This window comes from Sphingomonas sp. 3P27F8, from assembly GCF_005502745.1.
In the GTDB taxonomy this organism is placed as follows: domain Bacteria; phylum Pseudomonadota; class Alphaproteobacteria; order Sphingomonadales; family Sphingomonadaceae; genus Sphingomonas.
Window position 1 is genome coordinate 45,123 of sequence record NZ_SCNL01000009.1, and the last position, 23,777, is coordinate 68,899.

Consider the following 23,777-nt stretch of genomic DNA (forward strand, 5'->3'; position numbering starts at 1 on the left):
GCGATCGGTGGACAGACGGCGCGGAAAAGGGGGCGCGCCGGCCGTCTGCCGGTCGTTCGACACGAGACAGACTATGACGAAAGCCCCAGACGAAGCCGCGATAGTTCAGAATTGCTATGTCGTCCACGACCTGAAGGCGGCATGCGCTCGAATGCATGGGCTATACGGAATAGGCCCCTTCGTCGGCGGCGGAGAGAACACGCTCGATAATCACATCTACCGCGGAATAAGGACTACTCCGATCATTATCAGAGGGGTGTTCGCCCAGTCGGGTGATCTGAACCTCGAACTGATCCAAATCCTCTCCCGCGGGCCCGACGCGTTCAACGACATGTTCGCAGAAGGCGCCGAAGGCTTTCATCACAGCGCGGTATTTTGCTCCGATTACGGCGCTGCGCGTGATAAGTGGATCGCCGCCGGATATTCGATCGCCAGTGAGTTTATAACGGGCTTCGGCGAGCAGATCTGCTATGTCGCCGCGCGTGCGACGCATGGTCACATGATCGAGCTATACCCGGAAAATGAAATCATCCGCGCAATGTATCGCACCGCGCGAAATGCAGCACAGAACTGGGACGGGCAGGACCTGATCGTTCCTTGGAGTCGATATGATTGATCGCGACGGGCGGAACCGGGACCAGAAATGACCACGATCGATTATCACGCAGCTATCCGCCTGTTAGTCGCGGTTCGCGGTCACCCGTTCGATCGGAACGCCTTCGCAGCGCTTTTCGATGATATGCCCGGGATCGCCGCGACATTCGTCGACCAACCAGCGGCCGCGCATATGATGCGGCCCGATCTGATCGAGGCGTTCGACGCGCTAGTGCTGTATGACATGCCCGGCCTCGACTTCGTCGCCGAGCCGCGCGCGGCGCCTGTTTCCCCTCCCCCGGGATTCGTAGAGAATTTCACCGCGATGCTCGACCGCGGCATAGGGGTACTCGCGCTTCACCACGCGCTTGCCGGCTGGCCGGGCTGGCCAGAATACGGCGAATTGCTCGGTGGCACATTCCTGTATCGGTCGGGCATCTTGCGTGGTCAGCAGCGAGCAGATTCCGGCTATCGACATCAAGTCGATTATACCGCTGAGGTCGTCACGCCGGATCACCCTGTCCTTGCCGACATTCCGGCGACCTTCCCCATGGTCGACGAACTATATCTGGGCGAGGTGTTCGAGGACGATGTGGTGCCGTTGTTGCGCGCCCGACACGCCTTTGCTCGCGACAATTTCTACTCCGCGACCGCCGCGATCGAGGGCCGCATGTTCTCGAATGAAGGATGGGAACATCCCGACGGCTCAAACCTGATCGGCTGGGCGAAGCGCGCGCGTAACAGCCCGCTAGTCTATCTTCAACCTGGCGACGATAAAGTGACGTACGACAATCCGGTATATCGAAAGCTCGTCGAGAATGCGGTTCGCTGGGTCTCATCGCCAGCCGCCCGGGAGTGGGCAAAGTGAGCATGCGGCTGGCCGGGCGCCATATACTTGTCAAAGGCGCAGGTTCGGAAATTCTGCGACGACGATTGCGCGGCTTGAGACGGACGGTGCCAAGGTATTCGGCGTGGATCGGGCACGGTGCGGTAGTTATCTCACTGAACGTCACCGAGGCCGATGCAGCGGAGCGGATCATTAACGGCGCGATCGAGGCGATGGGTCCGTTAGACGGGATGGCGCTATGCGCGGGGATCGGGGCCCGGAGAATATCGGGGCCGCCTTCACCGCCAACCCAGCCGATGCCGCATTCCGGGGGCAGAAAGCCGCGCTCGGGCGGCTGCGCAGGCCGAAGGATATCGCCGACGTCATCGCCTCCCTGATGAGCGACGCTGCGCGCTTCATCACCGGCGGCGGGATAATGGCGGACGGTGCGGCAATGGCCGCACCGTAGCCCAAACGGGCGTCAGAACTGGACGCGCTTGGTATAGCCACCATCGACGATCAGGTTGGTGCCCGTGATCCACGCCGCCGCCGGGCTGGCGAGAAAGGCGATCGCGTTCGCCACATCGGCAGTCTCGCCAAGCCGCTTTACGGCTGTCGCCTCCTCGAACGACTTGTACATGTCCGGCGCGCCTTTCCGGATGTCGTCCCAATTGCCTCCCTCGAACCAAACCGGCCCGGGCGATACCGCGTTGACACGAATTCCCTTCGGGCCCCACGCCTGGCTAAGCTGACCCGAATAGGTGAGCAACGCGGCCTTGATGGCGTTGAAGGCGTTCGGCGCGAAGAAGGTTTCCGTCGCCGCGATACTGGCGAGGATTACGATCGACGCCGCTTTCGATTCTTCGAGATAGGGCAGCATCGCCTCGCACCCGCGCACGGTTCCGAGCACGTCCATCTTGTAGCAAGCGTCCCAATCCTGCGCGAGCTTCGAGCCGGACGCGCTGGCGGATGGGATGAAGATATCGCATCCGCCAAGTTCGTCAGCGATCTCGGCCAGCAACGCGGGATAGCGATCGAGATCGGCAAGATCGCCCTGCCTCGCCACCACCTTGCCGCCATGCCGCGCATAGGCTTTTGCCGCATCGTCGATCTGTTCCCGGTTGCGGGAGAAGAAGCCGACGTCGCAGCCTTCCGCCGCGAGCAATTCCAGCGTCGCACGCCCGGTCCCGCGGCTGCCGCCGGTCAGCACCACTTTCAGGCCCTTGAGTTTCAGGTCCATGTTTCTCTCCTTAGTCGGTCGTGTGGATCATCATCAGACGCAGGCGGCCTCACACGCCCACCATCCCGGCGGTCGCCCCGCCGTCGATCACATAATCGGCGCCGGTCACGAACGCCGCATCGTCCGATCCCAGATACGCGACCAGCCCGGCGATCTCCTCCAGTGTGGCCATCCGCTTCATCGGCGATACGCCTTCGAGCATTGTGCGCGCCGCAATCGGATCGGGCGCGCCGGTAATGGCCCCTTCAATCAACGCCGTGGCGACGACGCCGGGAAGGATCGCGTTGCAACGGATGCGATAGCCGTGCGCCGCGCAATGCATCGCAATCGACTTGGCAAGCAGACGGACGCCACCCTTGGAAGTAGTATATCCGACATTGCCCGCCAGCCCCAGCATCCCGCTGATCGAGCTGTTGAGGACGATCGAACCGCCTGGCCCCTCGGGATTGTCGCGCATGATGCGGATCGCGGCCTGCGCGGTGAGCATCGGGCCGGTCAGGTTGATCGCGATGATGTCGTTCCAGGCCGCAAGCGAGATATCCTCGACATTGGTATCCCCGCCCTCCACGCCAGCATTGGCGAAGGCGAGATCGAGCCGGCCGAGCGCGCGAAGCGCCTGCTCCACCCCGGCCCATCCAGCAGTGTCCTCCACCGCGTGGCGAACGAAGATCGCGCCGGTTTCATCCGACACCCGCGCGCCCGCATTCTCGTTGCGCCCGGTAAAAACCACCTGTGCGCCTTCTCGCCGAAGGCGCGCCACGGTGGCCTCGCCGATGCCACTCGTGCCACCGGTAACGAACGCGACTTTGCCGCGATAGCGTTCCATCAGCGTACCTGAAGCACGGTGTAGCCGCGCGATGTGAAACGCCATTCGCCATCGGCATCGCGGCGCAGATCATCGTCGTAACGCCCGGATACAAGCCGCTCGGTTCCATCCGTCTGCTTGAGCATCTCCAGCATGTAACTGCGGGCGGTGGCCTTATCGCCGTCGATCGACACCGCCCCGTGCGCCACATACATACCCGCGCACTCGAAGCCGGCCATCAGTTTCACCCACAGATCGGATATTGCCTGTCGGCCTTCGGCGCGATGCTCGCCAACCTGCCAGTGCGCGTCGGCGGCCCAGCATTCGGCATAATCCTCAAGATCGCGCCGGAATACCGCATCGTTATACGATTCGATGCGCTCGCGAATGGCGAGGCGATCGGCCACGCTGCCTGTAAATCCGCGCATCAGATGACCTTCGCGAAATACGCCTGCGGCGTGCCGGTGGCGTCATAGACCTGCTCAACCGCATCGCAGCGATATTTCTGCGAACGCGCCTGGATCAGACCGGATTTGCCGACGTGATCGCGCATCGCAGCATAACTCGGATCGCGGAAGTGGCTGGCGAGCGCATCCTCGCTTTCCCATTCCTCGTAAACGTTAACGCGCCCCGGCTTGGCAGGATCAAGCGACCAGTCATAGGCTACGCAGCCCGCTTCCGCTCGCGATGCCTCGATCAGCGGCTGTGCGTCGAGCAGCGCCTGCTGTGCGCCGTCAGGCTCCAGATCGATAACCGCATTGATGATGATCGGCACGTATTCCTCCTCGTCAGGTCTGTTTAAGTTGTCCGTCGCGCACCATCGCCGGACGGGTGAATATCACCGCGGCCAGCGCGACGACGATGCCGCCCGCCAGCGCCAGGAAGGGGATGGTGAAATCGTCGGCCGCCAGCACCTTCGTGCCCGGGTCAAGCAGCACCATGGTCACCGTGGCGCCAAGACCGGTGCCGACCTGCTGGGCGGTGAAGAGCAATGCGGTGCCCACGCCCTGTTCGCCCGGGGCGAGCGGCGCGGTCGCGGCCTGCATCATCACGATGAAGGTTGTGACGCTGCCAAGCGCGCAGATGACCATGCCGGGCGCGATGCTGGTCGCATATGGCTGCCCCATGGACATCGCGAGCCACGTCAATCCGGCAAGGTTTAGCAGTCCGGCCCCCAGCACCGCCCTTCGCGCGGTAACACGCGCAAGCAGGGTCGGCGCGAGTTGGCCCGCCGCGATCACGGCGAGGGCGTAGGGCATCGCTGCCAGACCGGCCAACGCCGGCGCGAAGCCCAGTACGCGCTGCATGTAAAGCTGTGACAAGACGAGAAGACCGCCGACAGCCGCCATGAACAACGTGAGCGTGAATGCCGACAGCGCGAACATCGGTCGCCGCACCAGGGTCGCGGGCACCAGCGGCGCAGCGACACGCCGCTCGATCGCGACGAACATCGCGACCGTCACGCCCGCACCGGCCAGCATCGCGAGTGTCGTGGGCGCCACCCCGATTCGCCCGAGCAGCGCGATACCGCCGACCAGCAGCGTCATCGCGACGGTCGCGGTGATCGCTCCCGCGCCGTCGATCGCTTCGCCGCGTGTCGTCGCGACCCGCGGCAGCCAGGCCAGCGTCATGGACAATGCGATGCCGACGAGCGGCACGTTCACGAAGAACGCGCCGCGCCATCCGAATGTCGAAACGATCCAGCCACCAACGAGCAGCCCGACGATCAGCGACAATCCTTGGGTGATCCCGAATATGCCAAGCGCGCGATGACGGATCGGCCCGTCCGGCAGGAAGGCGGTGATGAGCGCGAACGCGCCGGGGGAGAGCAGCGCCACTGCGAGCCCCTGCGCAACGCGGGCGGCCAGGACGAGTTCGAAATGAGGCGCGAGCCCCGCCGCCAGCGACGCCAGCCCGAACAGCGCCAGGCCGACGGTGAGCGCGCGGCGATGGCCGTAGCGGTCGACCAGCTTGCCGCCGACGATCAGCGTCCCGGCCAGCGCCAGCGTGTTCGCGGTAACGACCCAGCCCAACGTGGCGGGCGAGACACCTAGATCGCGCCCGATCGACGGTAGCGCCAGGCTCACGATGGCGAAATCCGCCGTCAGGATCAGCTTCGTCAGCGCCATCAACGCGATTACCCGCCGGTGGTGTCTGGCGTCACTCGCCTCCATCACCCTCTCCCGCTATCGTCCGCGCTTGATGCGCGATAACATGCACAGCGTTATATATTTAGCTGCGCAACACAAGGAGAAGATGATGCCGACCAACCGCCGCTTCCTGCTCGAACGCCGGCCGAACGGCGTGCCCGGCCCTGCGGACTTCCGTTTGGCGGAAGCGCCCGTCCCGGTTCCGGGTGACGGTGAGTTCGTAGTCCGCACGATCTACGCCTCGCTCGACCCTGCGATGCGCGGCTGGCTTGACGATGCACCGTCCTACATGCCGCCGATTCCGCTGGGCGATGCGGTACGTGCCAGTACCGTGGGGCGTGTGGCAGCCTCGAAGAACGCGGACTTTCCAGAGGGAGCATGGGTCAGCGGGCTCGGCGCGATCGAGGAATATTCGCTGTCGCAGGCCGGCGGCTTCATGCGGCGGATCGACCCCGATGCGGTGCCGTCCCCCTCCAACTATCTCTCGGTGCTCGGCGCGGTCGGGATGACGGCTTATTTCGGCGTTGTGGACGTGCTGGGCGCTAAAGCGGGGCAAACTCTGCTGGTGTCGGGCGCCGCCGGTGCGGTCGGCTCGCTGGTAGGGCAGATCGGCAAGATCCTTGGCTGTCGCACGATCGGGATCACCGGAGGACCGGAGAAGGTGGCGCGGCTGACGCGGGATTATAAATACGACGTCGGCATCGACTATCGCCGCAAGGATCGCGTGACACTGGAAACGGAAATCCGCGCCGCCGCGCCGGATGGCATCGATCTGGTATTCGAGAATGTCGGTGGAGACATCCTCGATGCGACTCTGGCCTGTCTTTCCACTCATGCGACCGTCGCGCTGTGTGGCCTCATCAGCGAGTATAACTCGCCGGAGAAGATCGGCGCGCGCCAGCTGTGGCAATTGATCGTCCACCGCGCGTCGATCCGTGGCTTCCTGGTCTCGGATTATCTGGCCCGGTTCGAGGAGGGTGGCGCGCAGATGGCCGCCTGGATACGGGAGGGCAAGCTGCGGTTCGACGAGCATATCGATCGCGGCATCGAGAATGCGCTGCCCGCGTTCCTGCGCCTGTTCGAGGGGACGAACGAGGGCAAGATGATCCTCCAGATCGGCGAACCCTGATCCTTCTCATTGATGGCCTCGCCGCGCCGATCGGCACGGCGAGGCCATGCATTCAGGCGCTCATCCACTTTTCCAGATTTTCGTGGAAATAGCGCACGCGCCGCTCCTGCCAGGCAAGATAGTCGCGCTTGTAGCCGCGCGAGTGAAGCCCGCGCTGCTGCACTTCCCACACCTCTACATCCTGGGTGATTCCCGGCCCCATGTCGACCTCGCCGACCTTGCCCTGAACGTGGGGTGCCGGCACCGAGACATCGACCCATTCGGCCATGCTCTGCGAATAATAGCGCTCGGTGCCTTCGGGAAAGAGCGTCATGTACCACATATCGAAATAGCATTTCTCGGGATCGCTCTCGTGCGGGCGACCGCGCAGCCAGATGTTTCCGTCCGGCTTCAGGCTGAACGACAGGTTCGGGAAGATCGTGAAATGCCAGTGGTCGGTAAGCTGATCGTCATGATAGGTCGAGAAGTCGAAGCCCTTCTCCGCTCCCTTCTCGCGCTTGGCTTTTTGCAGCGCGGAGCGGATCTCACCGGTTTTGCCCCCCCGGAATGAATCCGGGTCCAGCCCCCAGAACTCCAGCTCCTGTTTCAGATAGCCGAGCGTCTCGTTCTCGCCGCCGCGAAGCTGCTTGGTCGGCCCGGCGCCAGGCATGAACATCCGCGCATGGCCTTCTTCATACAGGTCGAACTGGCAGTGGTGATGTGAATATTCCATCACGAATTTGGTCTGCGGATGGACGAACGGCACGTGATAGCTCTCGTTAAAATTGTCCTGGATGAGCTTCCAGTTGAAATTGCCCTCGATCGTCATCCAGTGCGTGCGGACCATCCTGTCCATCGGATAGGTATCGATCTGCGCGGCGATCGGCCCCAGGAAATCACGCAACGGTTTCGCGTTGTTATCCATGTTGATCCAGACAAAGCCGGCCCAGACTTCGCATTTCACCTCTACCATGTTCAGCTTGCCGCACGGCGAGCCCTGAATGAAGTCAGCTTCGTCGGGCACCGTCTTTAGCTTGCCGGCAAGATCATAGGCCCAGCCGTGATATGGGCACACCAATCGCTTGGCATGCCCCTGCTGGCCCACCACCACGGGCATCCCACGATGTTGGCACACGTTATAGAAGGCTCGCACCGTATCGCCCTCGCCCCGCACGCAGACGATCGTCTCGGGACCGAAATCGGCGGTCAGCCAGTCGCCCTGCTTCTGAAGCTGCGCCATGACGCCAGCGATCTGCCAGGTCTTGGTCCAGATCTTGTCCCATTCGCGGGCGGCCCATTCGCGAGAATAATAGCGATCCGGCGTTATCGCGGTATTCCTGAATTCCGGCTCGCGGAATTTGGACATGTCCGCCCGTGCGATATCGCCTTCGGGCCGGTTGATGACGGTGGCCATGGCTTTTTCCTCCTAAAAACAGATAATCAGGCGGCCCGCGCGGTGCGGGCGAAATGCGAATAGGATGCGTCGCTCGTGCCGCGATCGCCGAAGACGTAGCCGGGCGAATTCGCTCGATCCCAGATATCGGACGCGCCCGCGCTGGTGCTCCAGTCATAAACGGCGTGGCGATGCGCGATCTTCCACACGCCATGACGCCGCTCGAAACGATCGAGATACCGGCCGGCAGCCACCATGAAGCGATCGCCGCCGTCGCCCGGCAGCACGTGATGGGCAATGAAATATGCCTCACCCTGCGCCTGATCGCCATCGATCTCGACGAGAACGTTACCGATCATGTGCTGAGTGCGTCGCATCCCCTTCAGCACCTCCATCACCCACGGAACGAAATCGGCCGCCGTGCCCTTGAATCCTCCATGATCGTCGGTGGCGTCGGGATGAAAAACCTCACGCACCAGATCAGCGTCGCAGCGATCGATCGCGCGCGCGAGCTTGTGGACCAGTTCGACGCAATCCTGCTTGTCCAGCAGCCGCGCGAGTCGGGGATCGGGTGCGGTCATTCGTCAGTCTCCGGTGTAGCTCGGATCATGGGGGGCACGCGCGCCGATGCGGGACAGGCCGCCATACAGCGGCCCGTCCCATGACGCGGTGGATGGCGTGTTGCGGTTCCAGTCGTGGACGTAGCGGCGGTGCGCGATACGCCATTCGCCGCCGCGCTTTTCCAGCCGATCGAGATAGCGGCCGCCGACCTCCATCTCCTCCGGTCGCTCGGCGCCATCGACTTCATGATAGGCGCGGCAATAGGTTTCCGCCGTGGCGCGATCGCCGTCGATCTCGATCAGCATGTTGCCGAGGAAATGCTGCGTCCGCCGCATCGCCCCCAGCGCCTTCACCACGCCGCCGGACCAGTCGCCCGCATCCATGAAGCCGTTGCCGTAATCCGCCTGCGCGCCCGGCCACCACACCGCCCGAAGCACCGCCTCGTCGCAGCGATCTATCCCGCGCGCATAGCGGCAAAGCACATCCTGGATCGCCAGCCGATCCGCGAGAAGCGACATCTGGATCATCGCGTGCGCACCTCTTCGCGGCGACACGACAGATCGTGCGGCGCGCGCGCGCCGAGCGGAAAGCCAGGCTTCTCGCGCAGCAATCCGTCCGCCGCCGGCTCGGTGCGGACCCAATCGACCAGTTCGCTGCGGTGCGCGATCTTCCACGCGCCCGCGCGCCGCTCGTAGCGATCGACATAGCGACCGGATACGAACAGGTCTTCCTCGCCAACCCGGTGGAACGCCTGGAAATAAACCTCGCCGAACGCGGTATCGGCGCCCTCGAAATCGATCCGCACCTGCCCGATCATGTGATGGTTGGCGGCGTGCGCCCGCAGCACGCCCTGCGCAAACGCAACGAAGCCATCCGGGCCGCCGCGAGAGCCATCGCCGTAATCCGTCGTCGCATCATCATGGAAAACCGAGCGGTGCAGAGCCGGATCAAGCCGATCCTGCCCGCGCATGTAGTCACACGACAGGTCGTAGATCGCATGCCAGCTTTCGAGGCGGTCTATCCGGTCCATGTCAGTCACGCGCCAGATACTGATCGATGGTCTGGTGGAAGCGCCGCGTGCGCGCCTCCTGGTAATTGCCGAGCGTCTGGCCGCGTTTCGCCGATGCCTGGAAGCCGCGATATTGCATCGCGAGATTATCGGTATCCTGATCGTACACCGCGCCGAGCCCGGGACTCATACCCGGCGCATCAGCATAGGACTGATCCGCCGCAATCGGGATCGGTTCGGGCGGATAATCCAGCGGGGTCCCTTCGGACACCAGCTTCAGGAACAACAGATCGAACATCGTGCGCGATGGATCCATCTCGATCGGCCGGAAACGATAGATCATCGGCAGCGACACGCCCGGAAACAGGCACATGTTCGGGAACAGGTGATATTCGATCGAATCGAGCATCTCGCTATCGGAATAGTCGGACAGATCGACGCCGGCATCCGCGCCGATCTGCTCGCGCAGCTTTTCGGCGGCGACTGATCGCGCCGTCCGCCCCTCCGGCACCACCGCGCCGTCGACCCGCATTTTATCGAGGATCTGCTGCTCGGTCTGCGGCTCGGTATAATGCGGGCTGGGCGTGCCGATCGTGTGAACGAAGCGCGTCACATGATCGCTGAAGATGTCATAAGCCGCATTGGCGTCACCCGCCGTCGCCAGACCCTGCGCATGCGTCTCATAGACATGATATGCCTCCAGAAACGCTTCCTGCGCCGCTTTCCAATTGGTCGGCAGCTCTTTTTGCAGATGCAGCGAGATGCGGCGGTTGCGCAAATCCCAACGACCGGTGAAATGCTCGGCGAGCGGGCCGAGCTGATCGGCAAGCGGCGCGGCATCACGATCCAGATTGATGAAGACAAACCCGCCCCAAGTTTCCAGCCTGACCTGGGGCAGTGCAAACTTCTCGTCCGAAACATGCGGGAAATCCCACCGGCACGGGACGTTCTTCAGCCCGCCCTCCAGCGTCCAGCTCCAGCCATGGAACGGGCATCGCAGTTCCGGGGAGGCGCCGCTGCTCTCGGATCGTTTCAGCTGCGTTCCGCGATGCAGACAGGCGTTGGGAAAGGCGCGAATGACGTGGTCATCCCCGCGAACGATCAGCAGCGACCATGGCCCGATATCGTAGGTGATCCAGTCGCCCGGCTCGGCCACATGCTCCTCGCGGCAGGCCCATTGCCACGTCCTCGCCCACAGGCGCTCCATTTCGCGCGCGAAGAACGCCGGCGAGATGTAACGATCATAGCCGATGTCGCCGTCGCCAAGGAACGCGTAGCTCTCCGCGACCAGTGCATCCGGCACTGGCCACCCGTCCGCCAGGATGATCTCGCGCGCGCCCGGGCCGGGGCAACGCGCGACACCGGGCGCGACTGGATCATTGAGAGCCATGAGCGATCCTTTATAACACGCGCGCTATCTTTATCAGTATTTCACCGTCAGTTGAAGCTTAACCGTGCGCGGGAACGCGCCGTAGCCGATGATATCACCGGGCACCGCCGTCGGCAGGCCGGTGTTCGCCCCGGTCAGCGGCGCCGTCCCCGCGCCGACGAAATAGAATTTGTTGGTGAGGTTCTTGCCGATCAGCGCCAGTTCCCAGCGCTCGTCGGCCGAGCCGACCCGCACACCGGCATCCAGCACGGCATACGCATCCTGCCGCGTCCGGCCGTCGCCGAAGCTGGAGCCGAGATAGGAGGAGGAATAGCGGCCATCGATGCTGCCGCCGACCTTCAAGCCGCTCGCGGTGGTCGTGTCATAGGCGGCGCCGAGCGTCGCGGTCCACTCAGGCGCGTTCGCGGTCGGCGCGCCACTCAGATTCTGGAACGTCGCCGCAACGCCTGCGCCGGGCGCGACGCCGGCGGCCGTCAGCGAACAGCCATCCGTCGGGCTCTGGCCCGAATAGCAGGGCGCCAGGAATTTATCGTAGCGCGAGCGGTTGTAGTTGACGGTGCCGTGGAACGACAGCCCCGGCATGGAGAGCGGCGCATATTCAAGCTCCGTCTCGATGCCCTTCGAGCGTGCTTCGCCCGCGTTATAGGTGACGTAAGAGAATACCTGCGCGTTGAAATAATCGATCTGAAGATTGGTATATTTATAGTCGTACGCCGTGACGTTGAAGCGCACCTGATTATCCGCCAGCGTGGTCTTTATGCCGACCTCGAAGCCCTTGCCCTTCTCCGGGTTGAACGCAAGATCGCGGGAGGGATTATTGGTGACGAGCGCGGAGTTGATCGCGCTGTTCGAGAAGCCGCCCGATTTGTACGCGGTCTTGTACGCGCCATAGATCATGATCTTCGAGCTTGGCTTGTAGCTCACCGTGAAATCCGGCGACCAGTCGTTGAACGTCTGGTTGCCATAAAGCGTGCCGTCCACCGCCGCCGATTGCGGCCGGAAAAGCGTGGTGAGGAACGGGTTCACATAAGGCTGGGTGAAAAAGCTGGTCTTGGTTTCATGCGTGTAGCGCACGCCCGCCGTCCCCTCCAGGCCGGGAATGAGCTTCAGAATCAGCTGCCCGTAACCCGACAAGGTCTCACCGTCGGTGGCGGAGAGTTTGGCGTAGGAAATGAAGGTGTTCTGCGTCGCGGCGTTGGTATTCTCCGAGCCGGCGAACACCACCGCCTGATAGAAATCACGCCGCGTTTTCTGGTAAAGACCGCCCAGCATGATGTTGAACGGGCCATCGAACGTCGTCAGCCCGCGCACTTCCTCGCTGAACGCGTGATAGGTGGAATTCTCCGTCGCCCACACGTTGCCGCCCAGGAAATCGCAATCGCAGGTGAAACGATTGTTGTTCCAGTTGTAGTTCGTGACCGAGGTCAGCGTCGCATTGTCGAGCTTGTAGTTGACCGTGCCCGTCGTCTGCCACGAGGTATAGCGATTGTAGAGCTGGCCGTCGCTGCGCGCGAACGGCAGCGTCTGCGCCAGCGCGGCCGGCAGCTTGTTCTGGAAGATCGTGAACCCGCCGTTGCACGGATAGGCCGGATTCGCCGTCTGCACCCCACCCTCGCATCGCACCGCTGAATAGTTCCAGCCGTTGCCGAGCGTGTAGTTGAACGAGCCGGACGCCTTGAGATTGATCGAGAGGCGGTCGGTCGGATCCCACTTGAGCGTGACACGGCCGATCAGTTCGCGCTCGCGCGGTTCGTCGCGCGCGGCGGGCTCGGCGGTGCGCGGCGTCGTGACGAAATTGGCGGAATTGGTCGTGTTGTAGGTCGCGGTGGCGGCGTCGTTGGTATAGTAACCGCCGAACATCCGCGACGCGCGGATCGCGACGCGCAGGCCCGCGTTGTCGCTGATCGGCGTCGAGATGATCGCCTCGCCATAGACCTGCTGCGCGTTGAACTCATAGCCGACGCGACCGATTAATTCGGGCTTGTCCCCGGGATCGGCGGTGCTCAGCGAAATCACGCCGGCGGTGGCATTCTTGCCGAAGAACAGCGACTGCGGGCCCTTCAGCACCTCAACGCGCGCGAGATCGAAGAAGCCCTCGTTGATGATCCGGCCCTGCCCGTAATAGACGCCATCCACCACGACCGCGACCGACTGTTCGATGCCGATCGACGTGGCGGACGAGCCGATGCCGCGCATCGTAAGCTGCGCTCCCGCGCCGTTCGAGGCGCGCGCGACGGTGAATTGCGGGGTGGAAGCGGCGATCTTCTCCAGGCTGGTCAGGTCGCGCTTCTGAATCTGCTCGCTGCTGATCGCCTGAACGGAAACCGGAATGTCCTGCACGCTCTCCGCGCGGCGGCGCGCCGTGACGACGACATCCTCGAGGCCGCCGACCTGCGGCGCGCTTGTGGCCGCGCTCGCGGTGGCGGTGGCGGGCGGCGCTGTTTCCTGCGCGTTCGCCGGCGTCGCCAGGCAGGTGAACATGGTTCCTGCGAGCCAGCAGGCCCGCGACCGAGCAAACGCCTTCATCCCATCTCCTCCACACAGTGCCTCGTGGGCAGCCGCATTTTTGCGCGCTGAAGTCATGTATCAAATTTTGGGCCGGGTGCAATCTTTTTGCATTGCGTATTCATTTTAGTCGCCAGTGGACAAAACCGCGCGCGCAGGGCAGAGATGGTGCATGCCGCAAACGGAAACCCGCGGCGCGCTCGACGCGCACCCCGACAAGCCACTGCTCTATTCGAGCCCGCTCATCATAGAACGGCGGCGACGGCTGCTGCGTGAGGCGCGGCAGATGATCGGCGAAGGCGGTGTCGAGAATTTCAGCGTGCGCCGCCTGTGCCAGCGCGCCGAGGTTGCCCAGCGCACGTTATATAATGCGTTTCACAACAAGGATCGGGTGATCGCGCTCGCCATTCGCGAGGCGTATGACGAATTCAACCTCAACGTCCGTTACCGGACGGACGCCAACACGCTGCCGGGCGTGCTCGACCGCACGATCGCGATCAACCGCCGCAACTTCCGCGTGCGAAATTACACGCGGGCGGTGGTGTCGATCTATTTCGCGCCCACGACACCGCGCGACGTGTGGGAAACGCTGCGCGACATGTCGGTCAACGCGATCCACGAGTGGTTGGTCGTGATGCAAAGCCGTGGCGAATTGCGGCCGTGGGTGGATATCAATCACTTCGCGACGACGATGGCGAACGTGCAATATTCGGTCATCAACGACTGGTGCCTCGGCCGCCTTTCCGACGAGCAGTATCTCTCCCGGCTTGCCGAAAGCATGCTGCTGCTGCTGATCGGCGCCGTGCAGGGCGCCGTGCGCGACGAAGCCGAAGTGTTCCTGATCGATCTGCGTCGTTCCGGCGAGGTGCCGAAGTTCCCCAACATGGTCTGGGTGCCGCAACCCGCGGCGGCCGAAGCGGCTGCGCCGGGCGACGCGGCGGCGAAATAACGCGGCGACGCCTGCTATCGCAGCCGCACATGCAGCGCCGCCAGCCCGCGCAGCAGCCGGTTCGGCACATGGCGAAAATCGTTCGCTCCCTCCGTCAGCTCGAAGCGGTCGTAGCGCGCGAACAATTCCTCGAACGTCACCGCCAGCTCCTTGCGGGCGAGCATGTTGCCGACGCACATGTGGATGCCGCGCCCGAAGGCCAGATGGCTGCGCGCATTCTTCCGCTCCACATCGAAGCGGTCCGGCTCGGGGAAAACCGCCGGATCGCGGTTCGCCGCCGCGAAGCGCAGCATCACCATTTCGCCGCGCTTGACCGCGACGTCGCCAACCATCGTGTCTTTCGCGGCGACGCGCCACAGCCCGGCGGTCGGCGACAGGAGACGCAGCATCTCTTCGACCATATTCGGGATGAGCGAGCGATCCGCGCGCACCTTCGCCTCCTGCTCCGGGTTTCGGATCAGCAGCAGCAGGCCGCCGGCGATCGTCGAGGTGGTCGTCTCGTTGCCGGCGACCATCAGCTGCTGGACGACCGAGAGAATCTCGGCATCGTCCAGCGGTCGCTCGCCCTCGATCGTCGCGTTGACGATCGCGCCGAGCAGGTCGTTCGGCCCGTTGCCGTCGCGCCGCGCATCGATCAGCCGCTTAACCTGCTGCTGGAATTCCACCACGAGATGCGCGCATTCCAGCTCCCGCTCCCGCGTCGCCATGCCGCCCAGCCGGTCCGCGAACGCGTCCGACCAGCGCTTCACGTTCGCGGCCTCGTCGCGGTTCATTCCGATCTGGGCGGCGATCACCGCGACCGGTAGCGGGACCGCGAAATCGTGAACGATCTCGATCGACTCGCGCCCGGCGAGCGAATCGAGCAATCCGCCCACCACACCGCGGATCTCATCCTCCATCGCGTTCACGCGCGGCATCGAGAACGCCAGGTTCACCAGCTTGCGAAACCGCGTGTGCACGGGCGGGTCGGCGGTAAGCATCGTATCGACCTGCGGCCATCCATCCGCCTCGATCGCCGCGATCTGCGCGTCGTCGGCGCGCGCGCCCCGCATCATCGCGCCGAAATCGCTGGAGAGCTCATCGGGCCGCCCCGCCGCCTCCGACACGATCTTGTGCGAGAGGAGCAGGTGAACCGTGCCCCCGCCCGCCGTGGCGACCGGGCCGCGCGCGAGCGCCTCCTGATACCAGGCGAACGGCTCCTCCAGCATATCGGGATCGAAGAATTCCGGCAATGTCCCGGCTGTCGTCACCACTCGCCCCTCCCCTCGGATAATTGCGCGGCTCAGCCCTGCGCGCTCGGCCGTGCCGCAACCCGGGCGCGCCATGCCGCCAGCCTGTGGAGATCCTCGCGCAGCGGCTGGCCGACCAGCGCGCCGAACTCCACGAACGAGAACAGCAGAATGTCAGCCAGCGTGAAGCGGTCGCCCACGATCCACTCGCGCTCGCCCAGTTCCCCGTCGATCCATGCCAGGCCGTCTGCGGCGATTTCCTTCAGATCGGGCGCGGCGGCGCTGGAAACCACGCGCACGCGCGGCTCGAACATCGGCCGCCCCTCCGCGCCGCGGAACCCGGTCGTCATCGGCTCCGCCACCCTCAAATCGATGCGCCGCACCCACATACGCGTGTGCGCGCGCTCCTCCGGCGTGGTGCCGATCAGAGCCGGCTGCGGCTGCTTCTCCTCGAGATATTCGCAGATCGCGACCGTCTCGGACAGCATCGCGCCGTCGTCGAGCTCCAGTGCGGGCGTCGTGCCGCCGGGGTTGACGCGCCTGTAGGCATCCTGCCGGTTCTCGCCGGCCATGATGTCAACGGAGCGGCGCTCGATCTCCATGCCCTTTTCGGCAATGAACATGGATACCACGCGCGGGTTGGGCCCGACCGAATCGTACAGGATCATGTCTCTCTCCTATTGTCGCAGCAGATGTACGATCGATGCGATGATCGTGCCCAGCACGAAAATGTAGATCGGCGGCATGCTGATATAGATGCCGATGCGGCGCTTCTCCGCCGCACGGTGGTATCCCATCGCATAGGCAAGCCGCGCCGGCGGCCAGACCGCGCCGACCGCCGCCGCCCACACCGGCGAAACGGTCAGCGCGAACAGCCACATGCCCGGCAGGAAAAGCGCCAGATGCTCCAGCGTATTCTGATGCGCACGGACGCGGCGGACATAGTCCTCCGGCCCGTCATGCGAGGGCGCTGGCACCTTGAAACGCACCCGCGCCACGCCCGCGATCAGCAGCGTGAAATAATAGGTCAGCAGCGCGAAGCCGCTGACCAATGTGACCCACCAGTAATCTGGCGACAGCATCCCGCTCAACCCGCCGGGGGGCGCTTGCCGTTGGTGTTGCGCCAGTCCTGACGCTTTGCCCAATCGGCGAAGGTTTCCAGCTCGATCGGGATGCGCCGCAGCATCTCATCGGTGTCCACCTCGAACGGGCGCGTCGGCGCATTGACGTTATATTCGTAGAAGTCGCCGATGCCCTTCGCCATCACCTCGCCCTCCTCGGGCCCCATCTCGTCCCCATAAGCATTGACGAGATGACGGCCGAACTCGGCCGGTGAACAGGCGTCATACCGGATTTCGCGCCCCAGCACGCTGGACAGCGAATCGGCAAGCTGGCCGGGGCGCAGCCGCTCCGGCCCGCCGATATTCATCCACGCGCCTTCCATATCCGGGCGATCGAGCGAGTGGATCATGATCCGCGCCACATCGTCCAGGCTGATCCAGTTCGCCTCGGTGGTCGGCTTGTGCGCATAAACGAAGCGCCCCTCGTTGACGATGAACGGGCGTGCCCAGTTCGTCAGCAGGTTGTCCATGAACAGCACTGATCCGAACACCGTGGCGCCCACGCCCGAACGCCACAGCGCGTTGATCCCCTCCGTGTTGCCGGCATAGGTGAACGCATCGCCCGGGCGATCGGGAATCCAGCTGGACGTGTTCCACACGACGCGCTTCACACCCGCTTCCTTGGCCGCCTTGCCGACCGCACCGGCGATCGCCGCACGATCGGCGCGCGCGCGCAGCGGGTGCGTGTGAAACACCCCTTCCGCACCATCGAACGCCCTGACCAGCGAATCGTGATCGTAAAGGTCCGCCGCGACCACCTCGACGTTCGCGGGCTTCTCCTCGCCATAGAAAGGATCGTCGCTGCGCGAGAGCGCCTTCACGGCAAATCCGGCCTTGCTCAATTGCCGTACCTGCGCGCCACCTTGCCGGCCGCTCGCGCCGATCACCGCTACCGTTCGCATTGATCTCTCCTCGTTTTATTATTGTCGTTCTTACTGGTCGTCCCGCGCCATCCGCTCGAGGTGCCATGCGGCCGTGCCGAACTGGCTCTGCATCGTGGTGGCGCGCTTGAAATAGTGGGAAATGGCGATCTCCTCGGTCGTGCCGATGCCGCCGTGAAGCTGGATCGCGCTCTCGCCGACGGTCTTGAGCGCGTGGCTGATGAACGCCTTCGCCGCCGATACCGCGCGTCGCCGCTCCGGGGCCGGCGTATCCAGCGCCAGCGTTGCCATGATCGCCATCGAGCGCGACCGTTCCAGCAGCGTCAGCATATCCGCCATGCGATGCTGGAGCGCCTGAAAGCTGGCGATCGCGACGCCGAATTGCTCGCGCTGCTTCGTATAGTCCACCGTCCGCACAATCATCGCATCGATCACGCCGACCGCTTCGGCGGCGAGCGCAGCGATACCCTCGTCGATCGCCTGCTCGATGCGTGGCATCGCCCCGCCCGCCGCGCCGATCCGCGTAGCCGGGACCGCGGCGAACGCCAGATCGGATGCCGGGCGACCATCGATCAATTGATAATCGCGCCGCTCGATACCTTCGGCATGGGCATCGACCAGGAACAGCGAGACACCGCCTTCCTCCTGTGCCGATACCAGAAAATGCGTGGCGATCGGCGCGGCTGCCACCACCACCTTCGTGCCGTGCAGCCTCGACCCATCGCCCGAACTGGATGCGGTGGCAGCCACCAGGCCGGGGCTCGACCTGCCCTTCGCCTCATAGAGCGCCGGCGCAACGATCGCATCGCCCGCCACGATGGCCGCGCGTAGCGGCTCGGCCGCACCGCGCTCATCGCGCAGCAATGCCGTCGCGACGACGATGCTCTCGATGTAAGGCTCCATTACCAGCGCGCGGCCCAGCTCCTCCGCGATCACCATCGTCTCGACGGGGCCGCCGCCCAGGCCCCCGGCCTCCTCGCCAAGCGATGCGCCGAACAGCCCGAGCTCGTCGGCGAACCTGCGCCACACCTCCGCGCGCCAGCCGCCGTTCTGCGCCGCCGCGCGACGCGCGTCGAAATCATAGCCGCGGGCAAGATAACCGGCGAGCGATTCGCGCAGCAGCCGCTGCTCGTCGGAGAGAGAGAAGTCCATGTCGCCCCAAAAGTAATTTGCGCGCTACTTTTACGTAAAGCTCCCCATCAATCAAGAGGCGATGATTGCCAGTTGCGCCAACGCCTTCGCTGCGCCACTCTCGGCGCAGGGACATCGGGAGGCGAAGCGGGGGATGGCTGCGAAATTCGGACGGGGCGAACTGGCACCTCATCCTGAAAAGCCCCTGCTTTATTTCAGCCCGATGATCATCGCGCGGCGGCGGCGGCTGCTCAAGGAAGCGCGCCACATGATCGCCGAAGACGGATTGGAGGGCTTTTCGATCCGCAAGCTGTGCCAGCGCGCCGGGGTTGCGCAGCGCACGCTCTACAACGCTTTCCAGAACAAGGATCGGCTGATCGCCTTTGCTATCCGCGAGGCGTTCGACGAATTCAGTGCCTATGTACGGTCCGGCTCGGATCCGGCGTCACTGTCCGGGCTGCTCAGCCGGACGATCGCGATCAACCGCCGCAACTTTCGCGTGCGCAATTATACCAAGGCGGTCTGCGCGATTTATTTCGCACCCACCACCCCGCGCGACGTCTGGCAGACGCTGCAGGACATGGCGTTGCGCGGCAACGGCGACTGGCTCTCGCACAATGCCGCCAGCATCAATCCGTGGATCGAGATCGACCATTTCAACCACAGCCTTGCAAACGTTGAATATTCGACCATCAACGACTGGTGCCTCTCCCGCCTTACCGACGAGGAGTATCTTCCGCGTCTTGCGGAAAACATGCTGCTGCTCATCATCGGTGCGGTGCGCGGCGCGCTGGCTGACGAGGCCGCGCATTACCTCGACGAGATCAAGCGGACCGGCGACACGACCAGCTTCGCAAGCCCCATCGCTGACCCGCCCGCCCGAACGCGCGCCGCGGATAACGAGGAGATTGTGACGGCTGCCAAGCCGCGCCGCCGCGCGCCGCGCGCCGCCGAGTGACATTTTCCGGGATCGGCGGTGGGCCGATGCCGCGGCGCCGGCGCTCGTGCGATCAATCCACCGTCGCGATCAGGTGGCCGACCTCATACACTTCGCCCGCCGCGGCGATGATGCGGAGCTTGCCCGATACGGGCGACTGCACCTCCTGCACGCTCTTGTCGGTTTCGATCGCGTAGAGATCCTGCCCTTCCGCAACTTCGCCGCCATCCGCGACGAGCCATTCCACCAGCGTCGCCTCGGTCATGCTCATGCCGAGCTTCGGAATCGAAATATCTGCCATCTGTATTCCCCCGGTCAGCCGCGCGCGCGGCGGTCGATCGTGCCGCGCACCGCGGCGGCGATCTGATCCTGGCTGTAGATCCACGCCTTTTCGAGCGGCGGCGAGAAAGGCACCGGCGAGTAGGTCGAGCCGACCCTGCCGACAGGCGCCTTCAGCGTATCCCACAGTTCCTCGGTGATCCGTGACGCGATCTCCGCACCGGTGCCATAGGCTTTCACCGCCTCATGGACCACCACGGCGCGCCGCGTCTTGCCGACCGAAGCGAACACCGTCGCCTCGTCGAACGGCGCGATCGTGCGAAGGTCGATCACCTCCGCCGAGACGCCTTCGCCCGCCAGCTTCTCGGCCACCGCAAGCGCATCGAGCACCGCGCGCCCATAAGCGATGATCGATACGTCGCTGCCCTCGCGCGCGATCGCCGCCTTGCCCAGCGGAACGCGATAGCCCGCTTCGGGCGCCGGCCCCATCTGACCATAGGCCATGATATTTTCGATCATGATGACGGGATCGTCATCCTCGATCGCGGAGGCGAGCAGCCCTTTCGCATCGGCGGGGTTGGACGCCATCACGATCTTCAGGCCCGGCACGTGCGCGAACCACGCCTCGAGCATATCGGAATGCTGCCCGCCAAAGCCGACGCCCGCACCGGTGGTGGTGCGGATGACGAGCGGCACGTTGGTTTGCCCGCCGGACATGAAGCGCAGCTTCGCGGCGTGGTTGACGATCTGGTCCATCGCCACCGTCACGAAGTTCATCAGCATGATCTCGGCGACCGGACGCATGCCGACGATCGCCGCACCGACAGCCGCGCCGATGATCGCCTGCTCGGAAATCGGGGTGGAGCGGATGCGGTTCCTGCCGTATTTCTCGGTCAGCCCCTTCGTCACCTTGAAGATGCCGCCGCCCTGTGCGTCACCGATATCCTCGCCCAGCGCGATGACATTCTCATCCGCCGCCATCGCCTCGTCCAGCGCCTGGTGGAGACCCTGAATGAAATTGATCTTGCTCGCCTTCACGGCCGTTTCCGCGTTCATGCCGCGATCTCCTGCTTGACGACGTCGACGCGCAGTTCGTCCACTTCGGGGAATGGGCTCGCGAGGGCGAATTCGACAGCCTCATCGATCTCCTTCTCGATGTCGGCGACGATCGCGTCGAGCTCGCTTTCCGACACGTGCGTATCGAGCAGCAGCTGGCGGAAACGGGGTATCGGATCCTCCTTCGCCCCCTGTTCCGCGATTTCCTTCGGCACGTAACTGAAATCCGCGCCGAACAGATGCCCGAGCATGCGGAACGTCATCGCCTCGATCAGCGTCGGGCCTTCGCCGCGCCGCGCACGATCGACCGCTTCCTTCGCGGTATTATACATGTCGACCGGATCATTGCCGTCGCATTGCACGCCGCGCATTCCATAACCGGCGGCGCGGCTGACGATCGACTCGCTGTCGGTATGCGCCGCGAACGCGGTGTGTTCGCCATACTTGTTATTCGAACACAGGAAAATGACCGGCAGCTTGTAAAGCTGCGCCATGTTCATCGCTTCATGGAAAGCGCCGATGTTCGACGCGCCGTCTCCGAAGCATACGACCGTTACCTTGCCGTCGCCGCGGTTCTGCGACGAGATCGCAAGGCCGTTGGCGATCGGCAGGCCGGAGCCGACGACACCCGTCGTCACCATAACCCCCGTTTCCGGGTGGGTTATGTGCATCGGGCCGCCCTTGCCTTTGCACGTTCCCGTCGCGCGGCCGGTGAACTCGGCCCACAGCAGCTTTGACGGAATACCCTTGGCGAGCTGGTCCGCCACGCCGCGATAGGTGGTGATTAGATAATCGTCCGAGTTCAGCGCAGCCATCATCCCGGCGGAAACCACTTCCTGACCGCGGACGGGATAATAGACGATCGCGAGCTTGCCCTGTGTCAGCAGGGCGCGAAAGCGTTCGTCGCTGCGATGGATCAGCATCGTGCGGCGATAGATATCGAGCAGCGTTTCGCGGCCCGGGGCCGATGTCGAACCGGTCATTCTTCCCCTCCTTGAGGATATTGCTGTAATCGTCGTCGAACGCTCGTGATCCGTGGACTAGGCTTCCAGCAGCACACAGCCCGACAGGCCCGGCGCGCCATAGACCTGGCTGTAGCCGATCCGTGCACCTTCCACCTGACGTTCGCCGCCGCGGCCGCGCAATTGCTCCACATTTTCATATACCTGCCGAAGCCCGGACGCACCGATCGGCTCGCCGCACGCAAGGCAGCCGCCATCCGTATTGACCGGCAAGCGGCCACCGATCCGGGTCTCGCCATCGGCGATCATCCGCTCCTGCTCGCCATCCTGGCAGAAACCGTTCTCGGCCATGTGCATGATCTCGGCGCCGCTCTCGGTATCCTGAAGCTGGGCGACATCGACATCCTCCGGCCCCAGCCCCGCCATCTTCCACGTCGCGGCAGAGGCCAGCTCGACCGCCGATTTTCCGCGCTCGATCTCAAGTGATGGGGCGAACACCTCGAAGCTGCCGACCGGCCGCGTGCGGATCGCGGCGCCGCGCACCTTCGGCCCGCTGAGACCAAGCTCGCGCATCTTCCTGTCGGAAGCGAGGATCAGCGCGGTGCCGCCCTCCGCGGGCGAGCAGAACATGTATTTGGTGAGCGGATCGGAAATCATCGGCGCGTTCATGATCGTATCGAGATCGACCGGGGAGCGGCGCCACGCATGCGGTGTCCTGGCGCCGTTCTCGAACGCCTTTTCAGCGACGCGCCCAAGCGTCGTCGCGCTGATGCCGTGGAGCGCCATGTAGCGCGTGATCTTGTTGGCGAAGAACTGCGTCGTCAGCATCATGCCCGTCTCGCCATACCAGCGCGGCAGGCCGGATGCCTCGGGATCGGCGTTGAAAGCGCCCCGCGGATGCTTGTCGAAACCCACCACGATGCCGATGTCGAACTCGCCGGACTTGATCGTGGAATAACCCGAAAGCAGCGCCGAGCCACCGGTCGCGCAGCCGTTGTTGACGTTGATGAACGGGATTCCGGTAAGTCCGAGGTGCGGCAGCACCGCATCGGCGGCGCCGGCGGCGGAAGAGCCGCCATAGGCGAACTGCATGTCCTCCCACTCCAGGCCGACATCGGCGAGCGCCTGACGGATCGCGAAGATGCCCTGTTCGCGCCCGCTGCGGCTGTCCGTCCGCCCGAACGGGTGAATGCCTGCGCCGATTATATGTACGTCGGTCATGCCGCTTTTCCTTCCCTGACGGCCGCGAAAGCATAAGTGAGCACCGGCTCGCCGCTCTCATCGGTGCGATAGGCTTCGGTGGTGATGCGCATCGTCTCGCCGATCGTGAGGCTCTCCAGATCGTTGCCGACGAGGCGGGATTCGACGATCAACTGCCCGGGCAGCTCGATATAGCCGACGCCATATGGCTTGAAATTCTGCTCATCGCCGTCGCCGTTGAACGGGGTCTTCGGGCGGAAGCGCTGGATCGTGTATGACCAGAGCCTGCCCTCCTGCGCCAGTTCCACCGCTTCATACTCTTCCGCATCAGCCCCCGCCGGCATCGGGAAGCGCAGCCGCCCGGTTTCCCGCGATCTGCCCGCCAGCAGCCGCGTTTCGGCCCCCTCGCCGGTGAACAGCTTCTCAGCTACTGGCCGTGCCATTGTCTCTC

General features: G+C 64.1%; 27 protein-coding genes. 6 read left to right on the top strand and 21 right to left on the bottom strand.

The features are described 5' to 3' along the window. Nucleotides 1-73 precede the first annotated feature (73 nt). The 3 genes from FFS35_RS11810 to FFS35_RS11820 all read left to right on the top strand — a co-directional run bounded on the left by FFS35_RS11810 (nucleotide 74) and on the right by FFS35_RS11820 (nucleotide 1,889). Nucleotides 74-616: a VOC family protein gene (locus FFS35_RS11810; protein WP_283214571.1), complete on the top strand. Its 543-nt coding sequence runs from the start codon at nucleotides 74-76 to the stop codon at nucleotides 614-616. A 27-nt stretch (nucleotides 617-643) separates the two neighbouring features. Beyond that, nucleotides 644-1,462, top strand: a complete 819-nt coding sequence (locus FFS35_RS11815; protein ID WP_137787297.1) for a ThuA domain-containing protein — start codon at nucleotides 644-646, stop codon at nucleotides 1,460-1,462. A gap of 217 nt (nucleotides 1,463-1,679) precedes the next feature. Then, entirely contained in the window at nucleotides 1,680-1,889 is a 210-nt protein-coding gene (locus tag FFS35_RS11820) for an SDR family oxidoreductase (RefSeq protein ID WP_137787298.1), read from the top strand. A gap of 12 nt (nucleotides 1,890-1,901) precedes the next feature. Here FFS35_RS11820 and FFS35_RS11825 read toward each other — a convergent pair whose 3' ends face one another. The 5 genes from FFS35_RS11825 to FFS35_RS11845 are packed head-to-tail and all read right to left on the bottom strand — an operon-like array spanning nucleotide 1,902 to nucleotide 5,639. Next, nucleotides 1,902-2,660 carry an SDR family oxidoreductase gene (locus tag FFS35_RS11825; RefSeq protein WP_137787299.1) on the bottom strand — a complete coding sequence of 253 codons (759 nt, stop codon included), beginning with the start codon at nucleotides 2,658-2,660 and terminating at the stop codon, nucleotides 1,902-1,904. A 49-nt stretch (nucleotides 2,661-2,709) separates the two neighbouring features. Further along, on the bottom strand, nucleotides 2,710-3,486 hold the full coding sequence (locus FFS35_RS11830; protein WP_137787300.1) for an SDR family oxidoreductase: 777 nt from the start codon (nucleotides 3,484-3,486) through the stop codon (nucleotides 2,710-2,712). Then, entirely contained in the window at nucleotides 3,486-3,893 is a 408-nt protein-coding gene (locus FFS35_RS11835) for a nuclear transport factor 2 family protein (RefSeq protein ID WP_137787301.1), read from the bottom strand. The genes FFS35_RS11830 and FFS35_RS11835 overlap by 1 nt, the downstream gene beginning before the upstream one ends. Further along, a complete protein-coding gene (locus tag FFS35_RS11840) occupies nucleotides 3,893-4,240 on the bottom strand; it encodes a putative quinol monooxygenase (RefSeq protein ID WP_137787302.1) in 348 nt (115 codons plus the stop codon). Before FFS35_RS11840 ends, FFS35_RS11835 begins: the two co-directional genes overlap by 1 nt. Before the next feature lie 13 nt (nucleotides 4,241-4,253). Then, nucleotides 4,254-5,639 carry an MFS transporter gene (locus tag FFS35_RS11845; RefSeq protein ID WP_137787303.1) on the bottom strand — a complete coding sequence of 462 codons (1,386 nt, stop codon included), beginning with the start codon at nucleotides 5,637-5,639 and terminating at the stop codon, nucleotides 4,254-4,256. 85 nt (nucleotides 5,640-5,724) lie between these two features. Between FFS35_RS11845 and FFS35_RS11850 the strand changes: the two genes are divergently transcribed. Continuing rightward, complete coding sequence (locus FFS35_RS11850; protein ID WP_137787304.1) at nucleotides 5,725-6,744, top strand: NADP-dependent oxidoreductase; 1,020 nt, start codon at nucleotides 5,725-5,727, stop codon at nucleotides 6,742-6,744. A 52-nt stretch (nucleotides 6,745-6,796) separates the two neighbouring features. On the opposite strand, the gene FFS35_RS11855 is transcribed toward FFS35_RS11850, so the two are convergent. From FFS35_RS11855 to FFS35_RS11880, 6 genes are read right to left on the bottom strand one after another with little or no spacing between them, the layout of a single operon-like run. Continuing rightward, on the bottom strand, nucleotides 6,797-8,137 hold the full coding sequence (locus tag FFS35_RS11855; protein ID WP_212742200.1) for an aromatic ring-hydroxylating dioxygenase subunit alpha: 1,341 nt from the start codon (nucleotides 8,135-8,137) through the stop codon (nucleotides 6,797-6,799). A gap of 26 nt (nucleotides 8,138-8,163) precedes the next feature. Then, entirely contained in the window at nucleotides 8,164-8,697 is a 534-nt protein-coding gene (locus tag FFS35_RS11860) for a nuclear transport factor 2 family protein (RefSeq protein ID WP_137787305.1), read from the bottom strand. Nucleotides 8,698-8,700: 3 nt separating this feature from the next. Then, nucleotides 8,701-9,204 (bottom strand): nuclear transport factor 2 family protein, encoded by a 504-nt coding sequence (locus tag FFS35_RS11865; RefSeq protein WP_137787306.1) that lies wholly within the window; start codon nucleotides 9,202-9,204, stop codon nucleotides 8,701-8,703. Beyond that, nucleotides 9,201-9,707, bottom strand: coding sequence for a nuclear transport factor 2 family protein (locus FFS35_RS11870; protein WP_249341606.1), 507 nt, complete (start codon nucleotides 9,705-9,707; stop codon nucleotides 9,201-9,203). Before FFS35_RS11870 ends, FFS35_RS11865 begins: the two co-directional genes overlap by 4 nt. Before the next feature lies 1 nt (nucleotide 9,708). Then, nucleotides 9,709-11,076, bottom strand: a complete 1,368-nt coding sequence (locus FFS35_RS11875; protein WP_137787308.1) for an aromatic ring-hydroxylating dioxygenase subunit alpha — start codon at nucleotides 11,074-11,076, stop codon at nucleotides 9,709-9,711. 33 nt (nucleotides 11,077-11,109) lie between these two features. Beyond that, nucleotides 11,110-13,602, bottom strand: coding sequence for a TonB-dependent receptor (locus FFS35_RS11880; protein WP_249341596.1), 2,493 nt, complete (start codon nucleotides 13,600-13,602; stop codon nucleotides 11,110-11,112). 151 nt (nucleotides 13,603-13,753) lie between these two features. On the opposite strand from FFS35_RS11880, the gene FFS35_RS11885 reads away from it, so the two are divergent. After that, nucleotides 13,754-14,530, top strand: coding sequence for a TetR/AcrR family transcriptional regulator (locus FFS35_RS11885; protein WP_137787310.1), 777 nt, complete (start codon nucleotides 13,754-13,756; stop codon nucleotides 14,528-14,530). A 14-nt stretch (nucleotides 14,531-14,544) separates the two neighbouring features. On the opposite strand, the gene FFS35_RS11890 is transcribed toward FFS35_RS11885, so the two are convergent. From FFS35_RS11890 to FFS35_RS11910, 5 genes are read right to left on the bottom strand one after another with little or no spacing between them, the layout of a single operon-like run. Beyond that, nucleotides 14,545-15,780, bottom strand: coding sequence for a cytochrome P450 (locus tag FFS35_RS11890; RefSeq protein WP_249341597.1), 1,236 nt, complete (start codon nucleotides 15,778-15,780; stop codon nucleotides 14,545-14,547). 32 nt (nucleotides 15,781-15,812) lie between these two features. Continuing rightward, nucleotides 15,813-16,427 carry a glutathione S-transferase family protein gene (locus FFS35_RS11895; protein WP_137787312.1) on the bottom strand — a complete coding sequence of 205 codons (615 nt, stop codon included), beginning with the start codon at nucleotides 16,425-16,427 and terminating at the stop codon, nucleotides 15,813-15,815. Nucleotides 16,428-16,436: 9 nt separating this feature from the next. After that, a complete protein-coding gene (locus tag FFS35_RS11900) occupies nucleotides 16,437-16,841 on the bottom strand; it encodes an MAPEG family protein (protein WP_137787313.1) in 405 nt (134 codons plus the stop codon). A gap of 5 nt (nucleotides 16,842-16,846) precedes the next feature. Continuing rightward, nucleotides 16,847-17,782, bottom strand: a complete 936-nt coding sequence (locus FFS35_RS11905; RefSeq protein WP_137787314.1) for an NmrA family NAD(P)-binding protein — start codon at nucleotides 17,780-17,782, stop codon at nucleotides 16,847-16,849. Between the two features lie 30 nt (nucleotides 17,783-17,812). Next, a complete protein-coding gene (locus tag FFS35_RS11910; protein ID WP_137787315.1) occupies nucleotides 17,813-18,913 on the bottom strand; it encodes an acyl-CoA dehydrogenase family protein in 1,101 nt (366 codons plus the stop codon). A 133-nt stretch (nucleotides 18,914-19,046) separates the two neighbouring features. On the opposite strand from FFS35_RS11910, the gene FFS35_RS11915 reads away from it, so the two are divergent. Next, on the top strand, nucleotides 19,047-19,850 hold the full coding sequence (locus FFS35_RS11915; RefSeq protein ID WP_171007608.1) for a TetR/AcrR family transcriptional regulator: 804 nt from the start codon (nucleotides 19,047-19,049) through the stop codon (nucleotides 19,848-19,850). A gap of 52 nt (nucleotides 19,851-19,902) precedes the next feature. Here the strand turns inward: FFS35_RS11915 and FFS35_RS11920 are convergent, their stop codons facing one another. From FFS35_RS11920 to FFS35_RS11940, 5 genes are read right to left on the bottom strand one after another with little or no spacing between them, the layout of a single operon-like run. Next, the gene (locus FFS35_RS11920) at nucleotides 19,903-20,130 is read right to left on the bottom strand and encodes a lipoyl domain-containing protein (protein ID WP_137787317.1); all 228 of its coding nucleotides are present in this window, start codon (nucleotides 20,128-20,130) and stop codon (nucleotides 19,903-19,905) included. A gap of 14 nt (nucleotides 20,131-20,144) precedes the next feature. Further along, complete coding sequence (locus FFS35_RS11925) at nucleotides 20,145-21,164, bottom strand: alpha-ketoacid dehydrogenase subunit beta (RefSeq protein ID WP_137787318.1); 1,020 nt, start codon at nucleotides 21,162-21,164, stop codon at nucleotides 20,145-20,147. Then, on the bottom strand, nucleotides 21,161-22,147 hold the full coding sequence (locus FFS35_RS11930; RefSeq protein WP_137787319.1) for a thiamine pyrophosphate-dependent dehydrogenase E1 component subunit alpha: 987 nt from the start codon (nucleotides 22,145-22,147) through the stop codon (nucleotides 21,161-21,163). The genes FFS35_RS11925 and FFS35_RS11930 overlap by 4 nt, the downstream gene beginning before the upstream one ends. A 57-nt stretch (nucleotides 22,148-22,204) precedes the next feature. Continuing rightward, complete coding sequence (locus FFS35_RS11935) at nucleotides 22,205-23,347, bottom strand: thiolase family protein (protein ID WP_137787320.1); 1,143 nt, start codon at nucleotides 23,345-23,347, stop codon at nucleotides 22,205-22,207. After that, nucleotides 23,344-23,769 (bottom strand): OB-fold domain-containing protein, encoded by a 426-nt coding sequence (locus FFS35_RS11940; RefSeq protein WP_137787321.1) that lies wholly within the window; start codon nucleotides 23,767-23,769, stop codon nucleotides 23,344-23,346. Before FFS35_RS11940 ends, FFS35_RS11935 begins: the two co-directional genes overlap by 4 nt. Nucleotides 23,770-23,777: the final 8 nt, after the last annotated feature.